This is a genomic window from Burkholderia sp. AU4i (assembly GCF_000466765.1).
Lineage (GTDB): Bacteria > Pseudomonadota > Gammaproteobacteria > Burkholderiales > Burkholderiaceae > Burkholderia > Burkholderia cepacia.
The window spans coordinates 18,467-39,552 of sequence record NZ_ASSI01000009.1 but is presented as its reverse complement, the minus strand read 5'-3'; the positions used below and the strand labels follow the sequence as shown (position 1 = coordinate 39,552).

The 21,086-nt window shown below is 66.0% G+C and carries 21 protein-coding genes; 8 read left to right on the top strand and 13 right to left on the bottom strand.

Annotated elements, in window-relative coordinates:
* Positions 1-22: 22 nt before the first annotated feature.
* The 3 genes from L810_RS00760 to L810_RS00750 form a co-directional block, all read right to left on the bottom strand.
* Positions 23-523 (bottom strand): DUF523 domain-containing protein, encoded by a 501-nt coding sequence (locus L810_RS00760; protein ID WP_042972719.1) that lies wholly within the window; start codon positions 521-523, stop codon positions 23-25.
* Positions 524-632: 109 nt separating this feature from the next.
* A complete protein-coding gene (locus L810_RS00755) occupies positions 633-1,193 on the bottom strand; it encodes a GNAT family N-acetyltransferase (RefSeq protein WP_021156422.1) in 561 nt (186 codons plus the stop codon).
* A complete protein-coding gene (locus L810_RS00750) occupies positions 1,190-2,047 on the bottom strand; it encodes a class I SAM-dependent methyltransferase (protein ID WP_021156421.1) in 858 nt (285 codons plus the stop codon). The genes L810_RS00755 and L810_RS00750 overlap by 4 nt, the downstream gene beginning before the upstream one ends.
* Before the next feature lie 324 nt (positions 2,048-2,371).
* Here L810_RS00750 and L810_RS00745 point away from each other — a divergent pair, with 324 nt between their 5' ends.
* Positions 2,372-3,916: a methyl-accepting chemotaxis protein gene (locus L810_RS00745; RefSeq protein ID WP_021156420.1), complete on the top strand. Its 1,545-nt coding sequence runs from the start codon at positions 2,372-2,374 to the stop codon at positions 3,914-3,916.
* A gap of 421 nt (positions 3,917-4,337) precedes the next feature.
* A complete protein-coding gene (locus L810_RS00740; RefSeq protein WP_021156417.1) occupies positions 4,338-5,882 on the top strand; it encodes a methyl-accepting chemotaxis protein in 1,545 nt (514 codons plus the stop codon).
* 71 nt (positions 5,883-5,953) lie between these two features.
* Here L810_RS00740 and L810_RS44475 read toward each other — a convergent pair whose 3' ends face one another.
* The 7 genes from L810_RS44475 to L810_RS00725 all read right to left on the bottom strand — a co-directional run bounded on the left by L810_RS44475 (position 5,954) and on the right by L810_RS00725 (position 11,158).
* The gene (locus L810_RS44475) at positions 5,954-6,445 is read right to left on the bottom strand and encodes a hypothetical protein (RefSeq protein WP_257008761.1); all 492 of its coding nucleotides are present in this window, start codon (positions 6,443-6,445) and stop codon (positions 5,954-5,956) included.
* Entirely contained in the window at positions 6,405-6,602 is a 198-nt protein-coding gene (locus L810_RS49695) for a M35 family metallo-endopeptidase (RefSeq protein ID WP_373453087.1), read from the bottom strand. The genes L810_RS44475 and L810_RS49695 overlap by 41 nt, the downstream gene beginning before the upstream one ends.
* 66 nt (positions 6,603-6,668) lie before the next feature.
* Positions 6,669-7,052 carry a hypothetical protein gene (locus L810_RS48855; RefSeq protein WP_257008760.1) on the bottom strand — a complete coding sequence of 128 codons (384 nt, stop codon included), beginning with the start codon at positions 7,050-7,052 and terminating at the stop codon, positions 6,669-6,671.
* Between the two features lie 4 nt (positions 7,053-7,056).
* Positions 7,057-7,593 (bottom strand): PAAR domain-containing protein, encoded by a 537-nt coding sequence (locus L810_RS00735; RefSeq protein WP_042972731.1) that lies wholly within the window; start codon positions 7,591-7,593, stop codon positions 7,057-7,059.
* Positions 7,594-7,603: 10 nt separating this feature from the next.
* A complete protein-coding gene (locus L810_RS46790) occupies positions 7,604-7,777 on the bottom strand; it encodes a hypothetical protein (RefSeq protein WP_021156414.1) in 174 nt (57 codons plus the stop codon).
* 544 nt (positions 7,778-8,321) lie between these two features.
* A complete protein-coding gene (gene gabD / locus L810_RS00730) occupies positions 8,322-9,791 on the bottom strand; it encodes an NADP-dependent succinate-semialdehyde dehydrogenase (protein WP_021156413.1) in 1,470 nt (489 codons plus the stop codon).
* A gap of 83 nt (positions 9,792-9,874) precedes the next feature.
* Positions 9,875-11,158 carry a 4-aminobutyrate--2-oxoglutarate transaminase gene (locus L810_RS00725; RefSeq protein ID WP_021156412.1) on the bottom strand — a complete coding sequence of 428 codons (1,284 nt, stop codon included), beginning with the start codon at positions 11,156-11,158 and terminating at the stop codon, positions 9,875-9,877.
* A gap of 126 nt (positions 11,159-11,284) precedes the next feature.
* Here L810_RS00725 and pdxR point away from each other — a divergent pair, with 126 nt between their 5' ends.
* Positions 11,285-12,796, top strand: coding sequence for a MocR-like pyridoxine biosynthesis transcription factor PdxR (gene pdxR, locus L810_RS00720; RefSeq protein ID WP_021156411.1), 1,512 nt, complete (start codon positions 11,285-11,287; stop codon positions 12,794-12,796).
* 50 nt (positions 12,797-12,846) lie between these two features.
* On the opposite strand, the gene L810_RS00715 is transcribed toward pdxR, so the two are convergent.
* Entirely contained in the window at positions 12,847-13,683 is an 837-nt protein-coding gene (locus tag L810_RS00715) for a DMT family transporter (protein WP_021156410.1), read from the bottom strand.
* 115 nt (positions 13,684-13,798) lie between these two features.
* On the opposite strand from L810_RS00715, the gene selD reads away from it, so the two are divergent.
* The 3 genes from selD to L810_RS00700 all read left to right on the top strand — a co-directional run bounded on the left by selD (position 13,799) and on the right by L810_RS00700 (position 16,821).
* Positions 13,799-14,863, top strand: coding sequence for a selenide, water dikinase SelD (gene selD / locus L810_RS00710; RefSeq protein ID WP_021156409.1), 1,065 nt, complete (start codon positions 13,799-13,801; stop codon positions 14,861-14,863).
* A 72-nt stretch (positions 14,864-14,935) separates the two neighbouring features.
* The gene (locus L810_RS00705) at positions 14,936-15,457 is read left to right on the top strand and encodes a LysE family translocator (protein ID WP_021156408.1); all 522 of its coding nucleotides are present in this window, start codon (positions 14,936-14,938) and stop codon (positions 15,455-15,457) included.
* A gap of 284 nt (positions 15,458-15,741) precedes the next feature.
* Positions 15,742-16,821, top strand: a complete 1,080-nt coding sequence (locus tag L810_RS00700) for a purine-nucleoside phosphorylase (protein ID WP_021156407.1) — start codon at positions 15,742-15,744, stop codon at positions 16,819-16,821.
* Between the two features lie 208 nt (positions 16,822-17,029).
* Here L810_RS00700 and L810_RS00695 read toward each other — a convergent pair whose 3' ends face one another.
* Together L810_RS00695 and ceoR are read right to left on the bottom strand one after the other, a co-directional pair.
* A complete protein-coding gene (locus tag L810_RS00695; RefSeq protein WP_042972716.1) occupies positions 17,030-17,323 on the bottom strand; it encodes a DUF4148 domain-containing protein in 294 nt (97 codons plus the stop codon).
* A gap of 444 nt (positions 17,324-17,767) precedes the next feature.
* Positions 17,768-18,772 carry a putative multidrug efflux transcriptional regulator CeoR gene (gene ceoR, locus L810_RS00690; protein WP_021156406.1) on the bottom strand — a complete coding sequence of 335 codons (1,005 nt, stop codon included), beginning with the start codon at positions 18,770-18,772 and terminating at the stop codon, positions 17,768-17,770.
* 174 nt (positions 18,773-18,946) lie between these two features.
* On the opposite strand from ceoR, the gene L810_RS00685 reads away from it, so the two are divergent.
* Positions 18,947-19,807, top strand: coding sequence for an alpha/beta hydrolase (locus L810_RS00685; protein ID WP_021156405.1), 861 nt, complete (start codon positions 18,947-18,949; stop codon positions 19,805-19,807).
* 33 nt (positions 19,808-19,840) lie between these two features.
* The gene (gene ceoA / locus L810_RS00680; RefSeq protein WP_027790469.1) at positions 19,841-21,058 is read left to right on the top strand and encodes a multidrug efflux RND transporter periplasmic adaptor subunit CeoA; all 1,218 of its coding nucleotides are present in this window, start codon (positions 19,841-19,843) and stop codon (positions 21,056-21,058) included.
* Positions 21,059-21,086: the final 28 nt, after the last annotated feature.

Below are 21,086 nucleotides of genomic sequence, written 5' to 3'. Positions count from 1 at the left end.
ATGCTCGTGCCGCGCATCGTCGTTAACCGGCCTGCGACAGCTCCCTGAGACGCGCCTCGAGCGCGTCGATCTCGGTGTCCGCGAACACTTCGATCCCGTGCTCGCGCAGCAACGCCGCCGTGACACCGGCGCCCGCGTGCCGCCGGTTCCCGAAACTCCCGTCATGGATGAACGTGCTGCCGCACGACGGACTGCCGTCGGCCAGGATAGCGAAGCGGCAACCGTGCGCGCGCGCGAGGGCCAGCGCGGTTTGCGCGCCGGCGACGAACGGTGCTGTCACGTCCGTGCCGTTCACGTCGACGATGCGCGCGGCGCCCGACAGCACCTGCTGACCCGATGCGCCGCCGGCGATTTCGGCGGGCGGGCGCGGCACGCTGAAGCCGCCGGCCAGTTCGGGGCAGACGGGCACGAGACGCCCTTCGCGCTGCCACCGTTCGAGTGCCGCGTGCGCGGCGGTCTTGGCCGAGCCGTTGTAACGCACCGGATGGCCGACCACGCACATGCTGACGAGGATCTTCTGCATGGTTGGTCGCTGTGCTTCGTCCTGCAATTTTGCTCTCCGTAATTGCGCGATGGCCGATGGCAGATGAGGCAAGGCGGGACATCCCGCGCTTCATCCGCGTGCCGGAGCGTCAGGCCACCGACCTTTCCAGATGAATGTCTTCCGGCTCGAGCGCGTAAAGCGCCGGGTCGGGCGATGTGCTGACCGTGAAGCCGAGCCGCAGGTAAAAGTCGATCGTGCGCTGCGACGGCGTCGCGGACACGTACAGGCGTGCGGCGCCCATCGCGCGCGCCTGCTCGCGGGCCGCGCGGTAGAGCTGCTCGCCGAGCCCGCAGCCGCGCCAGTCGCGGCTCACGTGCAGGAACTTCAATTGCAGCATGTCGCCGTGCGGGCCGAGCGGCCGGCTGTCGACGACGACCGCCGCGACGAGCCGTTCGCCGTCGAACATGCCGAGGCACCAGCCGCCGCGATCGTGGCAGTCGATCAGGATCGGCGTGTAGTGGTCGGCTTCACCTTCCGGCCAGCCGCCGACGTCGTAGAACTCGGGAACGAGATGCAGCGCGCCGTCGCGCAGCACGTACAGGTGCTCGATGATCTCGCGCCGGTCGATGGTCCACACGAGCGGCACTTCGTCGCGCGTGAGCGGGCGTGCGGAAAGCGCGTCGCGTTCGGCGGCGGTGCGGCGCGTCATGCGGCCTCCCGATGTGCGGCGATCGCATACATCAGCGGCAGGCTCGGCATGTGAGCGGGCGGCACCATCCGGCGGCCGTCCAGCTCGCGCATGCCGTCGAAGCCCTTCCAGCCGTTCGAATACGGATATTCGGTCAGGCGGTCGATGGTGAGCCCCGCCGACACGAGTGCGTTCACGACCTCGCCGATGCCCCACATGAACTCGTAGCTCGGATGCGGGTTCGCGAAATCGACGACGCCAGGATGGTCGTGCTGCGCGCCGAGCCCCGTGCCGGATACGGCGACGTAATCGCCGACGCCTGCCGGTTCCTCGGTCGCGTCGCTTTTGAAATAGTCATAGTGCGGCTTCCACTGTTCGTCGAAATACAGCGCGAACGGATGGAACTCGACCATCGCGAAACGGCCGCCCGGCGCGAGCAGCGCGGCGATTCCGCGCGCCCACGCGTTCAGGTCGGACAGCCAGCAGATCGCGCCATACGACGTGAACACGCGATCGAAGCGCTCGCCGCGCGCGGCGGCCTCGGGCATCCAGTCGAGCACGTCGGCGCGCTCGAAACGCGCGGGCAGGCCCGCGTCGGCCGACAGTTGCCGTGCGAAGGCGATCGCTTCGTCGGAGATGTCGACGCCCGTCACATCCGCGCCCTCGCGCACGAGGCTCAGCGTGTCCTGCCCCGCGTTGCACTGCAGGTGCAGGAGCCGCAGCCCGCCGACGTCGCCGAGCAGTTCGCGTTCTTCCGGATAGAGCGTCGAGCCGCCCGCGCGGAAAAACGCGGCCTGATCGCCTTTGTGGCTGTTATGCGCGACTGTCGCGCTATTCCAGGACAGCCGATTCAGTTCGTGTAATGCCTTTTTCATCGAATTCGAATACCGGTTGAATGGAGCAGGATAAACGGAATCGTTTCGCCGCGCGCAACGGCTGATGGCGTTGGTCTGCCGCGCGACGTCGTCGCGCAGCGTGGCGTGACACCCGGATGAACGCTCGCGGCGATTATTGCCGGATTATTTGATCGAAATCATGGCGGCGGGCGAATTGGATATTTTATGCGAGGAAAGGGTAAGGTTTTTCCCCGATATGCCGACAGTAAGATGAAGACCGTCGTTAAGCGATAAACCGTTTTTCGGCTACTGAGCGTGATTTCAGCGCGACGCGGACGACAGATCCGCCTTTCGGAGCCTTGCATGCGTAATAACCAGCCCGTTACCCAACAGGAATTCGATTTTCCCGACGACGTCACGCTGATGTCGACGACCGATGCAGACAGCATCATCACCTACGCCAACACGACGTTCGCGCAGGTGAGCGGCTTCACGACCGAGGAACTCGTCGGCCAGCCGCACAACGTCGTGCGCCACCCGGACATGCCGCGCGAGGCGTTTGCCGACATGTGGGCGACGCTCCAGCGCGGCGAACCGTGGACCGCGCTCGTGAAGAACCGCCGCAAGAACGGCGATCATTACTGGGTGCGCGCGAACGCGATACCCGTGATGCGCAACGGCGAGCCGCAGGGCTACATGTCGGTGCGCACGAAGGCGCCGCACGACGAGAGCGCGGCCGCCGATGCGCTGTATCGCGCGTTCCGCGACGGCAAGGCCGGCCAGCGCCGGTTCCACAAGGGGTTGGTGATCCGCACGGGGCTGCTGCGTATCGCGTCGCTGTCGCAGACGATGTCGGTGCGGGCGCGCGTGCATTCGGCGCTGTGCGTGCTTGCGCCGGCGGTCGTCGGCGCGGGCTGGGCGTGCGGGCTCGCCGGTGGCGGCCTCGCGGCATTTGCCGGCGTGGCGGTCGGCGTGGCGGCGGCGGCCGGCCTGTGGCTCGATGCGCAGATCGTGCGTCCGCTGAAGCGGCTGCACGACCAGGCGCTGAACGTCGCGACCGGCGAAAGCCGGCGCGGCGTGCGGATGAACCGCGTCGACGAGATCGGCATGACGCTGCGCACGATCAACCAGCTCGGGCTGATGTTCCGCTGGCTCGTCGACGACGTCAGCGAGCAGGTGCACAACGTGCAGCGCGCGAGCAACGAGATCGCGCAGGGCAACAACGACCTGAGCGCGCGCACCGAGCAGGCGGCGTCGAGCGTGCAGGAGACGGCTGCGTCGATGGCCGAGATGACGGCGACCGTCGACAGCAACGCGGAGACCGCGCTGCAGGCGAACCGGCTCGCGATGTCGGCGAGCGAAGCGGCCGGGCGCGGCGGGCAGGCGGTGGGCGAGGTCGTCGCGACGATGAGCGACATCACCGCCAGCTCGCGAAAGATCTCGGACATCATCGGCGTGATCGACGGCATCGCGTTCCAGACCAACATCCTGGCGCTGAACGCGGCCGTGGAAGCGGCCCGCGCCGGCGAACAGGGGCGCGGCTTCGCGGTGGTTGCCGGCGAGGTGCGGGCGCTCGCGCAGCGCAGCGCGAACGCGGCGAAGGAGATCAAGACGCTGATCGGCGCGAGCGTCGAGCGCGTCGAGTCGGGCGCGCGGCGCGTGGACGAGGCCGGCAAGACGATGGAGGACATCGTCGCGCAGGTGAAGCGCGTGTCGGATCTGATCGCGGAGATCAGCTCGTCGACGGCCGAGCAGAGCACGGGGGTTGCGCAGGTCGACCAGGCGGTGGTGCACCTGGACAACATCACGCAGCAGAACGCGGCGCTGGTCGAGCAGAGCACGGCGGCATCGGAGAGCCTGAAGCAACAGGCAACGCGTCTCGTGGATGCGGTGAACGTGTTCCGGTGATCGTCGGGGCGCGCACGCCATGTGCGCGCCCGATCGATGCATCGTGACATCGTGATTGACGCGCGCAATGCGCGTTCAGGTTTTTCGATTCAATCAAAATGCGCGAAACGAGAAATATTCGTATTCAAGATCCTGCATTTATGCATTGAATCGATTTTGGCGAATTACGCGAATTAATCAGACGAATATCCGGAAAACCGTTGCCTGTCATGGTGTTTAGTTTCATCAGTAAACGAATTGTTCGGTAAAGACAAGGTGATGCATTTTTAATGCATATTTACCCGGGCAAGGCATAATGTTTTCGTAGAAGTTGCCGAAAGTGCAGGAGCATGACCAATGCGCATGCGGATTGACCGCAATGTGCAGGGTCGCGAATCAATCGACAAGCGGACGCAAGATCCGTTACCCGGAGCTCCACACCATGCGCAACAACCAGCCCGTCACGCAACGCGAATTCGATTTTCCCGACGACGCGACGTTGATGTCGACCACCGACGCGAACAGCTACATTACCTACGCGAACGCGGCATTCATCCAGGTCAGCGGATTTTCTCCCGAAGAGATCGAGGGCCAGCCGCACAACGTCGTGCGGCATCCGGACATGCCGAAGGAGGCGTTCGCCGACATGTGGGCGACGCTCAAGGGCGGCGAGCCGTGGACCGCGCTCGTGAAGAACCGCCGCAAGAACGGCGACCACTACTGGGTGCGTGCGAACGCGATACCCGTGATGCGCAACGGCGAGCCGAAGGGCTACATGTCGGTGCGCACGAAGGCGACGCGCGACGAGATCGCGGCCGCGGAGGCGCTCTACAAGGACTTCCGCGAAGGGCGGGCCGGCAACCGGCATTTTCACAAGGGGTTGATCGTCCGCAAGGGCGTGGCCGGTTTCACGTCGCTGTTCCAGACGATGTCGGTGCGCGCGCGGCTCCATGCGGCGCTGTGCGGGTTTGCGCCGGTCGTGGTGGCTGGCGCATGGGCGTGCGGGCTGGCCGGTGGCGGGCTCGCCGCGTTCGCGGCGGTGACGGCCGGCGCCGCGGTGGCCGCGGGGCTGTGGCTCGATGCGCAGATTGCGCGCCCGCTCGTGCAGTTGCGCGACGAGGCGTTGCGCGTCGCGACCGGCGAGAGCCGCAGCGGCGTGCGGATGAATCGTGTCGACGAGATCGGCATGACGCTGCGCACGATCAACCAGCTCGGGCTGATGTTCCGCTGGCTCGTCGACGATGTCAGCGAACAGGTGCTGAACGTGCAGCGCGCGAGCAACGAGATCGCGCAGGGCAACAACGACCTGAGCGCGCGTACCGAGCAGGCTTCGACGAGCGTGCAGCAGACGGCCGCATCGATGGCCGAGATGACGGCGACCGTGTCGAGCAATGCGGAGACGGCGCTGCAGGCGAACCAGTTGTCGGTGTCGGCGAGCGAAGCGGCCGGGCGCGGCGGCCAGGCGGTGAGCGAGGTCGTCGCGACGATGAACGACATCACCGCCAGCTCGCGAAAGATCTCGGACATCATCGGCGTGATCGACGGCATCGCGTTCCAGACCAACATCCTGGCGCTGAATGCGGCCGTTGAAGCGGCGCGCGCCGGCGATCAGGGGCGCGGTTTCGCGGTGGTGGCGGGCGAGGTGCGGGCGCTCGCGCAGCGCAGCGCGAACGCGGCGAAGGAGATCAAGACGCTGATCGGCGCGAGCGTCGAGCGCGTCGAATCGGGCGCGCGGATCGTCGACGGCGCGGGCAAGACGATGGAGGACATCGTCACGCAGGTGAAGCGCGTGTCGGATCTGATCGCGGAGATCAGCTCGTCGACGGCCGAGCAGAGCACGGGGGTTGCGCAGGTCGACCAGGCGGTGGTGCACCTGGACAACATCACGCAGCAGAACGCGGCACTGGTCGAGCAGAGCACGGCGGCATCGGAGAGCCTGAAGCAGCAGGCGACGCGGCTGGTGGAGGCGGTGAACGTGTTTCGGTGATGGTGGGGGCGCGTGAAGCAGGAGGAAGCCGGCCCGCGTTGTGCGGGCCGGTTTGGGCGTGTCCTGCTATGTCATTGCGCCCTGGGTATGGGATTCAGGTTCGGGCAACAGTGGTTGGGGCACCCCGGGCCGAATGTGATCTCGACGCGCCGCCCGTTGTCGTCAAACTCGCTCCGGGGAAACGGCAGTTTGTAGATTCGCGCGATCATCGAATTTCGTTCGCCCCGAATCAAGAATTGATCTAGCGCGCTTTTGACGTTCGCTGCGCGTCGGTGCGCAAGCTCTTGCGCGCTTCGTTCCGTCGGTTCGGCCAATCCGACAACCGACACCACATCGACAATGGGGAAGCGATTGCGCATGTTGTTCGACCATACGGAGAGCTTCGCCAGTTCGGAGGTAGATAGGTCGCTTGAATTGTTGTCGAATCCAACATCAAAATCCCAACCGGGCATGTTCGACGGACCATCGCATGCGAACGCCGTATGTGCGCAGCTCAACACGAGCGCGGCGGCAGTGACGACCTTATTCAATGTCAACAACGTACCCCGCGATGCTGTCGGCATTGTTGATTGCCAAGTCTGGGTTTGACCGTCCCCAACCGGGGAGCAAGGGCGTAATCGTGTATTGGTCATCGGTCGACGACATGGTGTCTTGGAAATGGGTGGCTTCGTGAATGATAGTTGACACGTGTGAATCAGCGTTCGCTGTCCACGGGCGCATCGTGCAGAATCGCCCACTGATGGCGATCGTGTGGGTTGCCGTGTCCGGCGCGCATACGTGGGTGGCCTAGTTTGTCGTTCCTCGTGGGTGAGGCGTGCAACCCGTCGCAAGATCGCCAGCGCTGCCGCTTCGAACCACATTGTTCTCGTTGAATGCTCGAACCACGGCAAGCACTTTCGTCAGGCCGGTGAGTAGGTGCATACGCGTGCGCTCGTCGTTTCGACCGAACCATTTGAATACCCGGCCCTTATCGACCTTCGACCACTTTTGTAAATCAGCAATGCGGATCGTCAACCGGTCAATCGCTCGTCCTTGCGCTACGGAAAAAACCTTGCGGAATTCCGAGTTGGTCATGTTTTCGCAGATCGGTCGCAAGTCAACATCGGCAAATGTCTGCGATCCTGCGGTGGTGTTTGTTGTTGTCTCGGCGACGGTAGTTTGGTTTCCCATCGTATCAGTCCTCGATTACAAGCTTCAATGCTTCCGCATGTTCGGTTCGTACGCGCACGGTACAGCCGTGCCGATCACTCACGCCGGATGCATGCACGTTTCCGGATCGATCCTTGATCCAATAGCGTACGTTGCTTAACGGTTGCTTCGTCCTCACGTCGCGGATCACAAATTGATCGCTGTAAATGTCCGATGCCGGCGCGTAGCGCGTGGGTGCGAATGCCGAATATCCGGTGAACGGGGGCGCCGAGCGATGGCCGCTGCTGCTGCCAATGAAAAACATGCAGTTGTTGCTCGCGACTAAAAAGTTTTGACCGCATGGACAAAGTACCGCGTCGCCCTCGACGGCTACGGCACGTCCGTCACCGACGACGGATACCGCGCTTCCCGCTATCGGGAACCTTCCCTCGCAATTTCCACACGTCGCTTTGTCGCCGTCTAACGCAATGTGCTTGTCGTCCACGAATATGCTTGCTGTGCCAGCGATGACGATTCCGCCTGTCGTCGTAGCGTCACCGTTCCTGATTGCTCGTCGGCTCATGGTCATCTCCTCAATCCAGGTTCGCAAAAACCCAATCGACTGACTCCGGGCCATGAATCGCGTATTGATCGATCGTGACATCTTCAACTGCGACGATCGGCGGCGTGTGTAGCCGCTGCACCGTCGCGTAAAGACGGATCAACGAGCGAAGAAAGTAAGGGCAGGCGGCATGCTCTTCTTTCATGGACTCGGATGCCTTGTGTATGGATGAGCTACAGACAGTGGCCGGTAAGATTTTCCTCGTCTATAGAACGAGTACGATTTTTATTTTGGAGTCCAATGGAAGTTGATGATGTGAAGCGATCGTCGAGGCTGAGGCGAAGGGGGCGAGCAGAGCGCGACCGGGAAACCACCCACTCGTACTTCACGCCGGCGACTGTGAACATGTGTCACGGCGTCACCAGCTGTAGCGGCGACTGCGTGTGCTGACTCTGCGCACACCGGGTTGTCAGGGGAAGTGTTCAAGCGCGTGCACCCCGCATCGAGGCGGAACGCTCTACCCAGCGGCTTGCACTGAAATGGGAAACGAGACTTGACCGAGATTCGCGCGCGATATGACGTATCGGCGGATACAGCGATCGAAACAGGGTACGCAGAGCGTGGCGATCTCATGCGTATCGAGGCGACGCGGGCACGACGGAGAGGGACGCCGGCCCGCGTCGGACCGCCCGGTTCCGGCCGGGCGGTCAGGAGGGCCTGTCACCGAAGCGGTGCCAGGCCCTGAACCGTCAGACGGCGAGGCAGAGGTACTTGATCACGACGTAGTCGTCGATGCCGTAGTGCGAGCCTTCGCGGCCGAGGCCCGATTGCTTCACGCCACCGAACGGTGCGACTTCGTTCGAGATCAGGCCGGTGTTCACGCCGACCATCCCGTATTCGAGCGCTTCGGCGACCTTCCACACGCGGCCGATGTCGCGGCTGTAGAAGTAAGCGGCGAGGCCGAACTCGGTGTCGTTCGCGAGGCGGATCACTTCGTCGTCGCTGCCGAACTTGAACAGCGGCGCGAGCGGCCCGAACGTCTCTTCCTTCGCGACCTTCATCGCCGGCGTGACGCCCGTCAGCACGGTCGGCTCGAAGAAGCCGTGGCCCAGCGCGTGGCGCTTGCCGCCCGTCACGACGGTCGCGCCCTTTGCGAGCGCGTCCTCGATGTGCGCCTCGACCTTCAGCACCGCTGCTTCGTTGATCAGCGGGCCTTGCGTGACGCCCGGCTCGGTGCCGCGGCCCACCTTCAACTGGCCGACGGCAGCCGCGAGCTTCTGCGCGAACTGGTCGTACACGGCTTCATGCACGTAGAAGCGGTTCGTGCACACGCAGGTCTGGCCGCTGTTGCGGTACTTCGATGCGATCGCGCCCTGCACGGCCGCGTCGAGATCGGCGTCGTCGAACACGATGAACGGCGCGTTGCCGCCAAGCTCCAGCGACACCTTCTTGACCGTCGCCGCGCATTGCGACATCAGCAGGCGGCCGACCGGCGTCGAGCCGGTGAACGACAGCTTGCGCACGATCGGGTTCGACGTCAGCTCGCCGCCGATCGCCTTCGGGTCGCCCGTGACGACGCTGAACACGCCGGCCGGCACACCCGCACGCTCGGCCAGCACGGCCATCGCGAGCGCGGAGAACGGCGTCGCCTCGGCCGGCTTCACGACGATCGGACAGCCCGCGGCGAGCGCCGGGCCGACCTTGCGCGTGATCATCGCCGCCGGGAAGTTCCACGGCGTGATCGCCGCGCACACGCCGATCGCTTCCTTCGTCACGACGATGCGCTTGTCGCTCGCCGGCGTCGGGATCGTGTCGCCATACACGCGCTTGCCTTCTTCCGCGAACCATTCGAGGAACGATGCGGCATAGCCGATCTCGCCCTTCGCTTCGGCCAGCGACTTGCCCTGCTCGGTCGTCAGGATCAGCGCGAGGTCGTCGGCGTTTTCCATCATCAGGTCGTGCCACTTGCGCAGGACGACCGCGCGTTCCTTCGCGGTCTTTTTGCGCCACGCCGGCCATGCGGCGTTCGCGGCTTCGATCGCGTGACGCGTCTCGGCCGTGCCCATCGCCGGCACCGTGCCGAGCAGGCCGCCCGTCGCCGGGTTGCGGACTTCGAACGTCTCGCCGTTCGTCGCGCCTTGCCATTCGCCGTTGACGTACGCCTGCTGGCGGAACAGCGACGGATCTTTCAGTGCCAGGGTTTCCTGAACAGTGCTCATATGAATCGCCTGCTTTGAAGATGACGGATAAAAAGGCCGCCGCCGTCTTGACGACGGCGGCGGCGCATTCAGAAGGCAGGAACTCAGGCCGGCACGCCGACCGTTTCCTTCAGCACTTCCTCGAGGATCACGAGCGCTTCGTCGAACACGGCCTGCGGGATCGTCAGCGGGAACAGGAAGCGCACGACGTTCGAGTACACGCCGCACACGAGCAGCAGCAGGCCGCGCTCGAGCGCACGTGCCTGCACGCGCTTCGTGAATTCCGCATCCGGCTCGCCCGAACCCGGCTTCAGGAACTCGACCGCGATCATCGCGCCCGGGCCGCGCACGTCGGCGATCTGCGGCACGTCGGCCTGCAGCGCGTTCAGCTTCGCCTTCAGCACGTCGCCGAGTTGCGTGGCACGCTCGCACAGCTTCTCTTCGTCGATGATCTCGAGCACGGCATGCGCCGATGCGACGGCCAGCGGGTTGCCCGCATACGTGCCGCCGAGGCCGCCGGGTGCTGCCGCGTCCATCAGGTCGGCGCGGCCGACGACGCCCGACAGCGGCATGCCGCCCGCGAGGCTCTTCGCCATCGTGATCAGGTCGGCCAGCACGTCGTAGTGCTGCATCGCGAACAGCTTGCCGGTACGCGCGAAGCCCGTCTGCACTTCGTCGGCGATCAGCAGGATGCCGTGTTCGTTACAGATCTTGCGCAGCGCGCGCACGAATTCGGCCGGCGCCGGGTTGAAGCCGCCTTCGCCCTGGACCGGTTCGAAGATGATCGCGGCGACGCGCTTCGGATCGATGTCGGCCTTGAACAGCATCTCGATCGCCTTGATCGAGTCGGCCGTCGTCACGCCGTGCACGGCGTTCGGGTACGGCGCGTGGAACACGTCGCCCGGGAACGGGCCGAAGTTCAGCTTGTACGGGGCGACCTTGCCGGTCAGCGCCATGCCCATCATCGTGCGGCCGTGGAAACCGCCCGAGAAGGCGATGACGCCCGGACGGCCGGTGGCCGCGCGTGCGATCTTGATCGCGTTCTCGACGGCTTCCGCGCCGGTCGTGAAGAACGCGGTCTTCTTCGGGAAATCGCCCGGCGCGCGTGCGTTGATCTTCTCGGCCAGCTCGACGTACGACGCGTACGGGACGATCTGGTAAGCGGTGTGCGTGAAGTTGTTCAGCTGGTCCGCGATCGCCTTGACGATCTTCGGGTGGCGGTGGCCGGTGTTCAGCACCGCGATGCCGGCGGCGAAATCGATGAAGCGGCGGCCTTCGACATCCCACAGTTCCGCGTTCTCGGCGCGGGCTGCGTAGAAATCGCACATCACGCCGACGCCGCGCGGGGTGGCGGCGTTCTTGCGGGCCTGCAGGTCGGCATTCTTCACGGTCATCTCCTTGATGTTCTTTCCGGTGAGGTGAAAATCGGGCGCTTCGACAGCCCATGGAGGCGACTATAATCACATTTGGCTCTGGCAATCAGAGCCATTTCAATAAATATTCAGGAGCCAATCATGCGCGCGAGCGTGTTGTCGGACTGGCTGGCGCAGCGCCTCGTGCGAGGCGGCGAACAGCCGATCTACCGGCAGCTTCACCGGCTGCTGCAACAGGCGATCCTGTCGCGTGAACTGCCGGCCGGCACGCGCGTGCCGTCGTCGCGGCTCCTCGCGGCCGAACTCGGGATCGCGCGCAACACGGTCACGCAAGTTTACGAACAGCTTGCACTCGAAGGTTATGTGAACTCGGCGACCGGCCGCGGTACGTTCGTGGCCGACAGCGCGCCCGACGAGATCGTCGGCGCGCCGCCCGACGCGGCCGCCACCCACCCGGCGTTCGTGCAGCCGTCCGCGCGGCGGCTGTCGGCGCGCGGCACGCGGCTCGTCGAAGGGGCCGGCGTGTCGAAACGGCAGGGCGGCGCGTTCATGCCGGGCGTGCCCGATGTGTCGCGCTTTCCCGCGCGCGTGTGGACGCGGCTGCACAACAAATACTGGCGGCGGCTGCGCCCTGACCTGCTGACCTACGCGCCGGGCGGCGGGCTCGCGCTGCTGCGCGAGGCGCTGGCCGATTACCTGCGCACGTCGCGCTCGGTGCGCTGCACGCCCGAGCAGATCGTGATTACGACCGGCATCCACCAGTCGATCGACCTCGCGGTACGGCTGCTGACCGACCCGGGCGACGCGATCTGGACCGAGGACCCGTGCTACTGGGGCGTGCGCAGCGTGCTGAACGTGTCCGGGCTGACGACGCGGCCGATCCCGGTCGACGAGGAAGGCATCGCCCCGTCGGCGGCCGATCTCGCCGAACCGCCGAAGCTGATGCTCGTCACGCCGTCGCACCAGTATCCGCTCGGGATGGTGATGAGCCTCGCGCGGCGGCGGATGCTGCTCGAATACGCACGCCAGCACGGTTGCTGGATCATCGAGGACGACTACGACAGCGAATTCCGCTACGGCAGCCGTCCGCTTGCGTCGCTGCAGGGGCTCGACACGGCCGGGCAGGTGATCTACGTCGGCAGTTTCGGCAAGACGCTGTTCCCGGGGCTGCGGGTCGGCTACCTGGTCGCGCCCGAGCCGCTCGCGGAAAGTTTCGCGACCGCGAGCGCCGAGTTGTACCGCGAAGGGCAGTTGCTGCAGCAGGCGGTGCTTGCCGAATTCATCGCGGAAGGGCACTTCGTGTCGCATATCCGCAAGATGCGCACGCTGTACGGGCAGCGCCGCGAGGTGCTGCTCGACGCGGTCGCGCAACGCTATGGCGACACGCTGCACGCGCTCGGCAGCGATGCCGGGCTGCATCTGGTCACGCAGTTGCCGGAAGGCGTCGACGATCGTGCGGTCGCGCAGGCCGCACTCGAACGCAATATCGTCGTGCGACCGTTGTCGGGTTATTACGCGGACCGCGAACGCGCGGCGTCGGGGTTGCTGCTCGGTTATGCGTGCGTGCCGGAGGACGAGATCGCGACGGCGTTCGCGACGCTCGCCGAGGCGATCGACGAGCGGGCATTCGGCGGGGTGGCGGTCGCGGTTTGACGCCTGGCGGATCGCACAACCTGCAGACGAACGCGTGTCGCGCGCACCGCCTACAGGCGGATCAGCGCCGCGCCCACGACCACCAGCGCGCACGCGGCAAGCCGCTGCGCGCCGGGCCGCTCGCGCATCACGAGCCAGCCGATCGCGACCGCGAAGATCGAACTCGTTTCACGCAGCGCCGACACCGTCCCGACCGGCAGGTACCGGTACGCGAGGATCACGATCCCGTATGCGGCGAGCGAGATCGTGCCGGCGATCGCGCCCTGCGTGAGCGCCGTGCGCGAGGCGAGTACCGCGCGCGGGCCGCCACGTACCGCGCAGACCAGCACGAACTGCGGCACGCTCCACAGCACGTACACCCACGCGATGTAGCCGAGCGCACTGCCGGACACGCGCGAGCCGATGCCGTCGCAGATCGAATACGCGGCGATGAACACGCCCGTGAGCAGCGCAAACGGTACGCCTTCACCGGAGAACCGGAAGCCGCGCCGCAGCGCGAGCGACATGATGCCGAACGACACGAGCGCGATGCCCGCGAAGCCGAACGGGGTCGGCTGTTCGTGGAGAAAGGCGAGCGCGAGCACCGACACGAGCAGCGGCGAGATCCCGCGCGCGATCGGATAGATCTGCCCGAACTCGCCGCTGCGATAGGCGCGCGCCAGCGTGAAGCAGTACGCGACCTCGAGCGCGGCCGACGCGACGATATACGGCCACGCGGCGGGTGCCGGCGCGGGCAGCAGCACGACGCCGGCGATGCCGATCGCGAAATAGGGCAGCGACATCGTGCCGAGCTGTACGAGCCGGTCTTCGCTGACGTGGAGGAAGGCATTCCAGATGGCGTGCAGCAACGCGGAGCACAGCACGAGGCCGATGAAGAGGTGATCCATGGACGAAGGTGCGGGCGGCAGCGGGAGCGGGGAGTGCGCCGCCATTATGTGGGTATCGGGCGCACTCGCACGGAATTGTCGATAATGTCGTGTTGTTATTCACCGGATGCCGACGATGACCGAAGCCACCCAAGCCCAGCCTGCCGTTCCGCGCCTCACGAGCCTGTCGCACGGCGGCGGCTGCGGCTGCAAGATTGCGCCGGGCGTGCTGTCCGAGCTGCTGAAGCGCGCGACGCCGCCCGCGCTGTTCCCGGATCTGCTGGTCGGTACCGAGACGTCCGACGACGCGGCCGTCTACCGTCTCAACGACGAGCAGGCGATCGTCGCGACCACCGACTTCTTCATGCCGATCGTCGACGATCCGTTCGACTTCGGCCGCATCGCCGCGACCAACGCGCTGTCCGACGTGTATGCGATGGGCGGCAAGCCGATCCTCGCGCTCGCGCTGGTCGGGATGCCGATCAACGTGCTGCCGCACGAGACGATCGCGGCCGTGCTGCGCGGCGGCGAATCGGTGTGCGCGGACGCCGGCATTCCGGTGGCGGGCGGCCATTCGATCGATTCGGTCGAGCCGATCTACGGGCTCGCGGCGATCGGCGTCGTGCATCCGTCGCGCGTGAAGCGCAACGCGGCCGCGCGTGCGGGCGACGTGCTCGTGCTCGGCAAGCCGCTCGGCGTCGGCGTGCTGTCGGCCGCGCTGAAAAAGAACCAGCTCGATGCCGCGGGTTACGCGCAGATGGTCGCGACGACCACCAAGCTGAACCGTCCGGGCGCCGACCTCGCCGCGCTGCCGGGCGTGCATGCGCTGACCGACGTCACGGGCTTCGGGCTGCTCGGTCACACGCTCGAGCTCGCACGTGGCGCGCACCTCACCGCGCGCGTGCACTACGCGTCGCTGCCGTGGCTCGCGGGCGTCGAGGCGTTCGTGGCCGACGGCGTGTTCACCGGCGCGTCGGGCCGCAACTGGGCCGCGTACGGCGCGGACGTTCGACTGGCCGACACGCTGCCGCCCGTCGCGCAGGCGCTGCTGACCGACCCGCAGACGTCGGGCGGCCTGCTGGTCGCGTGCGCGCCCGAGGCCGTCGACGACGTGCTCGCATGCTTCCGTGCCGACGGCTTCGACCGCGCGGGCGTGATCGGCGAGATGGTGGACGGGCCTGCGCGCGTCGATGTCGCGTGACGCCGAATCGCCGCAGCGGAGATTTTTGCGTTCGCTAGAATCGGTGCCTTCCATCGAAGGCATCGACGACCGATGAACGATTTCCTGTTCGGGCTGATGATCGCGCTGTCGGTCGGGCCCGTTGCGCTGATGATCGCGAACTACGGGATGCGCGCCGGCACCGCCAGCGGCGTGCGCGCGGCGGTGGGTGTCGCGACGGCCGACGGCTGCTACGCGGTCGTCGCGTTCACGCTCGGCGCGATGCTGGCGAGCACGCTCGCGGCGCATCTGTCGCTGTTTCGTGTCGTTGGTGCGCTCGTGTTGCTCGCAATGGGCACGCGGATGCTGTGGCAGGCGCTGCGGGATCGGCGCCGCACGCTCGACGGCGATGCGCGGCCGCCGGGCACGCGCCCGTTCACATCGATGTTCTTCGTCACGCTCGCGAATCCGCTCACCATCCTGCTGTTCTATGGCTATGCGACGGCTGCCGCCGGTGCGCATCGCCACTGGCTGCTTGGCGCCGCGTGCGTGTTCGCCGGCAGCCTCGCGGCGAGCCATCTGGTCGCCGCGCTGGTCGTGCTCGGTTACGGCATCGCGGGGCTCGTGCGCGTGTAGCGGTTCGGGGAGCCGGCCGAAATCGATGTCGACGGGTGCGATACGCAGCGGCATGTCGGCAGGCATTCGTTCCTGCCAACCCGATAGCATTCCTGATGGTTGTCATGCACGGCGACGGTGCGAAACCGACGACGCACGTCGCATTGCGCAACACGCGCACGGTCGCACGAAACACGGGGAGTCGTTTCGTAGTCGGGTTCCGCAACGTGCACGCCCGTTCTATACTCCGTCGCGCAGTCTACGAGAGCCGTTCTCACCCAACATCATCGAAACAAGGAACGCCGATGCTGACTCGCTCCATTCTTTCCGCCGCTGCATTCTCGCTCGCAGCCTGTGCAACCGCGCCGTCGATCGCGCAGGACAACCAGGGCAACAACGCGGGCAACAATGCATTCGCCGAGACCGGTGCACAGGGCCGCCCGGTCAAGGTCATGATCATCACGATGTTCGGGCCGGAGGGCCAGGCCTGGCTCGACCGGCTCGGCCCGTGGCGCGACATCGCCGTGCCCGGCCTGTCGCCGGACTACCCGAACGTCCACTGCAACAAGCAGGACGTGTGCGTGGTCACGACCGGCATGGGTTATGCGAACGCGTCGGCGACGATCATGGCGCTCACATTCTCGCAGCGCTTCGATCTGCGCCGCACGTATTTCCTGATCTCCGGCATCGCGGGCGTCGACCCCGCGCAAGGCACGGTCGGCTCGGCCGCGTGGTCGAAGTACCTCGTCGATTTCAGTCTGCAGTGGGAGCTCGATGCACGCGAGATTCCGGCCGGCTGGAATACCGGCTTTCTCGGCATCAACACGAAGAGCCCGAACGACAAGCCGCCGCTCGACTACCGTACCGAGGTGTTCCAGCTCAACCCGCAGCTCACCGACGCCGCGGTCGCGCTGTCGCGCAACGTCGTGCTCGCCGACAGCGCACAGGCGCAGGCCGCGCGCGCGAAGTTCACGTATGCGCCGGCGAACCGGCCGCCGACGGTGATCCAGTGCGATACGTCATCGGGCAACACGTGGTTCTCGGGCACGCTGATCGGCGAGCGCGCGCGCCAGTGGACGAAGATCCTGACCGACGGCAAGGGCACCTACTGCATGACCGCACAGGAAGACAACGCGACGTATGAAGCGCTCAAGCGCGCGGCGAGCGTGAAGCGGGTCGACCTGTCGCGCGTCGCGGTGCTGCGTACCGGCTCCGATTTCGACCGGCCGTATGCGGGGCAGACGAGTGCGGACAACCTGCTGAACTACGCGGACCAGGGCGGCTTCGCCCCCGCGACCGAAAACCTGTATCGCGCGGGCAACCCGCTCGTGCAGGACATCGTGACGCACTGGGGCGAGTGGCGCGACGGGGTGCCGCGCCGTTGAGCGTCAGGCGACGGCTCGGTCGGTGGTCAATGCGAGTGCGGGGCCGAACGGAAAGGCGTCCACACCGGCGTGGTGTCGTCCCAATGATCGAGCGGCGAAGGAAGTTGGTCGTTCATCATGTGCTCCTGCAACTAACTGACTCAGCGAATCGTCGATAGGTGTGTCGCGACGCCGCGCACGGGGCACCCCGCTGCGCGGCGTTGCGCGTTTACCGGCCTCCGCCGGCGAGCTGGTTGCTTTCCGGCAACGAGCGATACGGGCCTTGCGCGAGTTCGAGCCCTTGCGGGTACGAATTCGCCTTGCGCAGGTACGCGAGCGTGCCGTCCTTGCGGGCCTGCTCGACTTCCGCGCTCACTTCGGCGCGCGTGCGCGGGCCGTTGTGCTGCGAGTACCACGACGTGTTGCCGTAGTCGCCGGCGTGCGGCGTGCCCGAATCGGCGAAGGCCGGAGCGGACACGGCGAGCGTGAGGGCCAGGGCGGAGAGAAGATGGCGGCGGTTCATGGCTAACTCCTGTCTTTCGGAGTTGGCGCCTGAGCGCTGACTCCGGTCCCATCAAGCGGGATCTGTTCGGTGCGCAACGAGGTGCGCGACAGGGTTTACTCTAGGTATCTGTTCCGTCGCGATAAATGCGGCAGATGCGAATTGAATTGTCGTGTCAGTGGAACAATCGACATCCGTACACCCGGCAGGGTTATGCGGAAATCGCTGGAACCCGCTTGCAGCGGGCCTCGCAAGGGGGCGACGGCGGCGCGCAACGACGCAGGCGCACGATTGCGTCGCCTTGCACAAAGGTTTGCTGCGGATTCGGGAAGGATCTGGCGCGCCGTACGGGGACGTGGCGCGGAGGCGGGACGCCGCGCGGGCCTTGCAGCCCGCGCGTGCGGTTCAGCGGCGTAGTTCGGTCACGTGGTTCTGACGATCAGGTCAGCCGGGCAGTTCAGCCACTTACGCGACCCACTCGTTGATGACCGGCGTGTCGAGCACCGGCGCGCGTTCGGCTTCCTCGAACGTACGCTTGCTGCACGTCGCGTCGAGGCTGCCCTTGCCGCTCAGCAGCGGGCAACGGTCGAACACCTCGGCGATCCAGTCGACGAAGACGCGCACTTTCGGCGACAGATGGCGGCTGTGCGGATACACGACGGAGATCGGCATCGGCAGCGGCTTGACGCCGGGCAGCACTTCCTTGAGCCGGCCTTCGCGCAGATGCGGCAGCACCATGAAGAGCGGCGGCTGGATCAGCCCGAAGCCTTCGATCCCGCAGGTCACGTATGCATCGGCATCGTTCACCGACACGATGCCCTCCATCTTCATCTCGACTTCCTGGCCGTCGGTCAGGAACGTCCAGTCGATCGTGCGGCCGGTGCGGCTCGAGAAGTAGTTGACGGCCTTGTGCTGGCTCAGGTCGTCGATCGTCTTCGGCTCGCCGTGACGCTCGAGATAGTCGGGCGACGCGACCGTCACGCATTCGAACAGGCCGACCCGGCGCGCGACGAGCGACGAGTCCTGCAATGCACCAACGCGGATCACGCAATCGACCCCTTCCTGCAGCAGGTCGACCGGCCGGTCGGACAGGCCGAGCTGCAGGTCGATGTCCGGGTAGCGCGTATGAAATTCGCACAGCGACGGAATCACGAGCAGCCGCCCGATCGAGCCCGGCATGTCGATACGCAACTTTCCGTGCGGCTTCCGGTTGTTCGCCTGAAAGCTCGCCTCGGTTTCCTCGACGTCCGCGAGGATCCGCACGCATCGTTCGTAGTACGCGGCGCCGTCCGGCGTGAGCGACAGCCGGCGCGTGGTCCGGTGCATCAGCCGCACACCGAGGAATGCTTCGAGATTCTGGATGATCGTCGTGACGGACGCCCGCGGCAGGCTGAGCGTTTCTGCTGCCTTGGTGAAGCTGCTTGTATCGACGACGCGAGTAAACACCTGCATGGCCTGAAGCCGGTCCATCACAACCTCCGCAATCTAATTTGCCACCGGAACAAAGAGGCTGCGCTACCTCGTGGGTAAACGCAGCCTCGGATTGTTCGGGGGCGTTGAATTGTGTTGCCGGATTATAGGCATTTATCCCAATGTCTGCCGGACCCAGAATTCGTTCCATCTCGAAATGGATGCTGCATCGTCATGGACGCTTCTGAATTCAGCAAATTCCTGAAGGCCGCGTTGCCCGCCCAAGCCACGGCGGGCGCGGCGCTGACGGTCGCCGAAGTGGAAATTCCCGGCTACGCGCAGGACATCGTGCTGCGCCTGTACCGGCGCCCGGACAAGACCGGGTTGCCAGTGGTGCTTTATTTCCACGGCGGCGGCTTCGTGCGCGGTTCGCTCGAAGACGCCGATTTCGCCGCGCGCTTTTTAGCAGAACGCTTACCAGCTCTCGTAGTGTCGGTCGACTATTCGCTCGCGCCGGCCTTTCCCTTTCCGGCCGCGCCGGAGGATGCGTATCGCGCCGCCGTGTGGGCCGCGACGCGCGCCCGCGCGTTCGGCGGCAACCCGAAGAAGATCGGTGTCGCGGGTCACGACGCGGGCGGCCAGCTCGCGAACTGCCTCGCGTTCATCGCGCGCGATCGCGGCGAAGTGTCGATCGCCGCGCAGGCGCTGTTCGGGCCGATGCTCGACCCGAGCATGACGCGCATCGGCGACGCCGAGCGCCTCGCGTCCGACATCACCGCGCGCGAATGCGCGGCCTGTTATCGCGCGTATCTGCCGCAGGCCGCGCAACGCATGCACCCGTATGCGGCACCGCTCGAATCGGTGCGCCTCGCGGGGCTGCCGCCGACGCTCGTCGTCACCGCGCAGAACGACGTGCTGCACGTCGAGGCGGAGAAATATGCGGGCTGCCTGATCTCGTCGGGCGTGCTCACGCAGGTGATCCGCTATCCGGACATCACGCACGCCGCGCTCGCGACGCACGAAGCCGCCTTCGAGGAAGCCGTGCGCTTCTTCCAGTGCCGCTTCCAGGCGCGCCAGCCCAACCGTTCCGAATAACCAGAACCAATCCACGCTTACCTGGAGATCCACATGGCCATCCTACGCACCTCCCGTTCCCGAATCGCGACAGCGGCGATCGTGACGCTTGCCGTCGTCGGCCTCGGAACGTTCGGCGCAATGCGCGTGAACGCGAACGCGCCCGAGAAAGCGGCTGCACCGCTGCCCGAAGTCGACGTCGCGACCGTCGTACCGCAGACCGTCACCGACTGGCAGAGTTATTCGGGCCGTCTCGAAGCGGTCGAGAAAGTCGACGTGCGCCCGCAGGTGTCGGGCACGATCGTCGCGGTGAACTTCAAGGACGGCGCGCTCGTGAAGAAGGGCGATGTGCTGTTCGTGATCGACCCGCGCCCGTACCAGGCCGAAACCGATCGCGCGGCCGCGCAGCTCGCGGCCGCGCAAGCGCGCAACGGTTACGCGCAGACCGACTGGCAGCGCGCACAGCGGCTGATCGGCGACAACGCGATCGCGAAGCGCGATTACGACGAGAAGCAGAACGCGGCGCGCGAAGCGGCCGCGAACCTGAAGGCCGCCGAAGCCGCGCTCGAAACGGCGCGCATCAACCTCGGCTATACGCGGATCACCGCGCCGGTGTCGGGCCGCGTATCGCGTGCGGAAATCACGCTCGGCAACGTCGTGTCGGCCGGTGCGTCGGCCGCGCCGCTCACCACGCTGGTGTCGGTGTCGCCGATCTACGCATCGTTCGACGCAGACGAACAGACCTACCTGCAATACATCAACGGCGCGCGTAACGGCCGCAAGGTGCCGGTCGAGCTCGGCCTCGCGAACGAAACCGGCTACTCGCGCAGCGGCGAGATCGACTCGGTCGACAACCGGCTCGACACGTCGTCGGGCACGATCCGCGTGCGTGCGCGCTTCGACAATGCGGACGGTGCGCTCGTCCCGGGCCTGTACGCACGCGTGAAGGTGGGCGGCAGCGCGCCGCACGAGGCGCTGCTCGTCGACGACGCGGCGATCAACACCGACCAGGACAAGAAGTTCGTGTTCGTCGTCGACCAGCAGGGCCGCGTGTCGTACCGGGAAGTGCAGCAGGGGCTGCAGCACGGCAACCGGCGCGTGATCGTGAGCGGCCTCGCGGCAGGCGATCGCGTGGTCGTGAACGGCACGCAGCGCGTGCGCCCCGGCGAACAGGTGAAGCCGCACATGGTCCCGATGACGGGCGGTGACGCGCCGTCCGCGCCGCTGGCGGACAACGCGAAGCCGGCCGCCCCGGCGAAGGCGGATTCGTAAGCGGCCCGCCGCTTCGCATCCGCGTTCA

Bases quoted from the DNA above. Each gene is read 5' to 3' on its own strand.
- L810_RS00760 (WP_042972719.1), bottom strand. From the start codon at position 523: ATGCAGAAGATCCTCGTCAGCATGTGCGTGGTCGGCCATCCGGTGCGT.
- gabD (WP_021156413.1), bottom strand. From the start codon at position 9,791: ATGAGCACTGTTCAGGAAACCCTGGCACTGAAAGATCCGTCGCTGTTC.
- L810_RS00750 (WP_021156421.1), bottom strand. From the start codon at position 2,047: ATGAAAAAGGCATTACACGAACTGAATCGGCTGTCCTGGAATAGCGCG.
- ceoR (WP_021156406.1), bottom strand. From the start codon at position 18,772: ATGGACCGGCTTCAGGCCATGCAGGTGTTTACTCGCGTCGTCGATACA.
- L810_RS00735 (WP_042972731.1), bottom strand. From the start codon at position 7,593: ATGAGCCGACGAGCAATCAGGAACGGTGACGCTACGACGACAGGCGGA.
- selD (WP_021156409.1), top strand. From the start codon at position 13,799: ATGACCGAAGCCACCCAAGCCCAGCCTGCCGTTCCGCGCCTCACGAGC.
- L810_RS00715 (WP_021156410.1), bottom strand. From the start codon at position 13,683: ATGGATCACCTCTTCATCGGCCTCGTGCTGTGCTCCGCGTTGCTGCAC.
- L810_RS00685 (WP_021156405.1), top strand. From the start codon at position 18,947: ATGGACGCTTCTGAATTCAGCAAATTCCTGAAGGCCGCGTTGCCCGCC.
- ceoA (WP_027790469.1), top strand. From the start codon at position 19,841: ATGGCCATCCTACGCACCTCCCGTTCCCGAATCGCGACAGCGGCGATC.
- L810_RS48855 (WP_257008760.1), bottom strand. From the start codon at position 7,052: ATGGGAAACCAAACTACCGTCGCCGAGACAACAACAAACACCACCGCA.
- L810_RS00695 (WP_042972716.1), bottom strand. From the start codon at position 17,323: ATGAACCGCCGCCATCTTCTCTCCGCCCTGGCCCTCACGCTCGCCGTG.
- L810_RS46790 (WP_021156414.1), bottom strand. From the start codon at position 7,777: ATGAAAGAAGAGCATGCCGCCTGCCCTTACTTTCTTCGCTCGTTGATC.
- L810_RS44475 (WP_257008761.1), bottom strand. From the start codon at position 6,445: ATGCCGACAGCATCGCGGGGTACGTTGTTGACATTGAATAAGGTCGTC.
- L810_RS00705 (WP_021156408.1), top strand. From the start codon at position 14,936: ATGAACGATTTCCTGTTCGGGCTGATGATCGCGCTGTCGGTCGGGCCC.
- pdxR (WP_021156411.1), top strand. From the start codon at position 11,285: ATGCGCGCGAGCGTGTTGTCGGACTGGCTGGCGCAGCGCCTCGTGCGA.
- L810_RS49695 (WP_373453087.1), bottom strand. From the start codon at position 6,602: ATGCGCCCGTGGACAGCGAACGCTGATTCACACGTGTCAACTATCATT.
- L810_RS00745 (WP_021156420.1), top strand. From the start codon at position 2,372: ATGCGTAATAACCAGCCCGTTACCCAACAGGAATTCGATTTTCCCGAC.
- L810_RS00740 (WP_021156417.1), top strand. From the start codon at position 4,338: ATGCGCAACAACCAGCCCGTCACGCAACGCGAATTCGATTTTCCCGAC.
- L810_RS00755 (WP_021156422.1), bottom strand. From the start codon at position 1,193: ATGACGCGCCGCACCGCCGCCGAACGCGACGCGCTTTCCGCACGCCCG.
- L810_RS00700 (WP_021156407.1), top strand. From the start codon at position 15,742: ATGCTGACTCGCTCCATTCTTTCCGCCGCTGCATTCTCGCTCGCAGCC.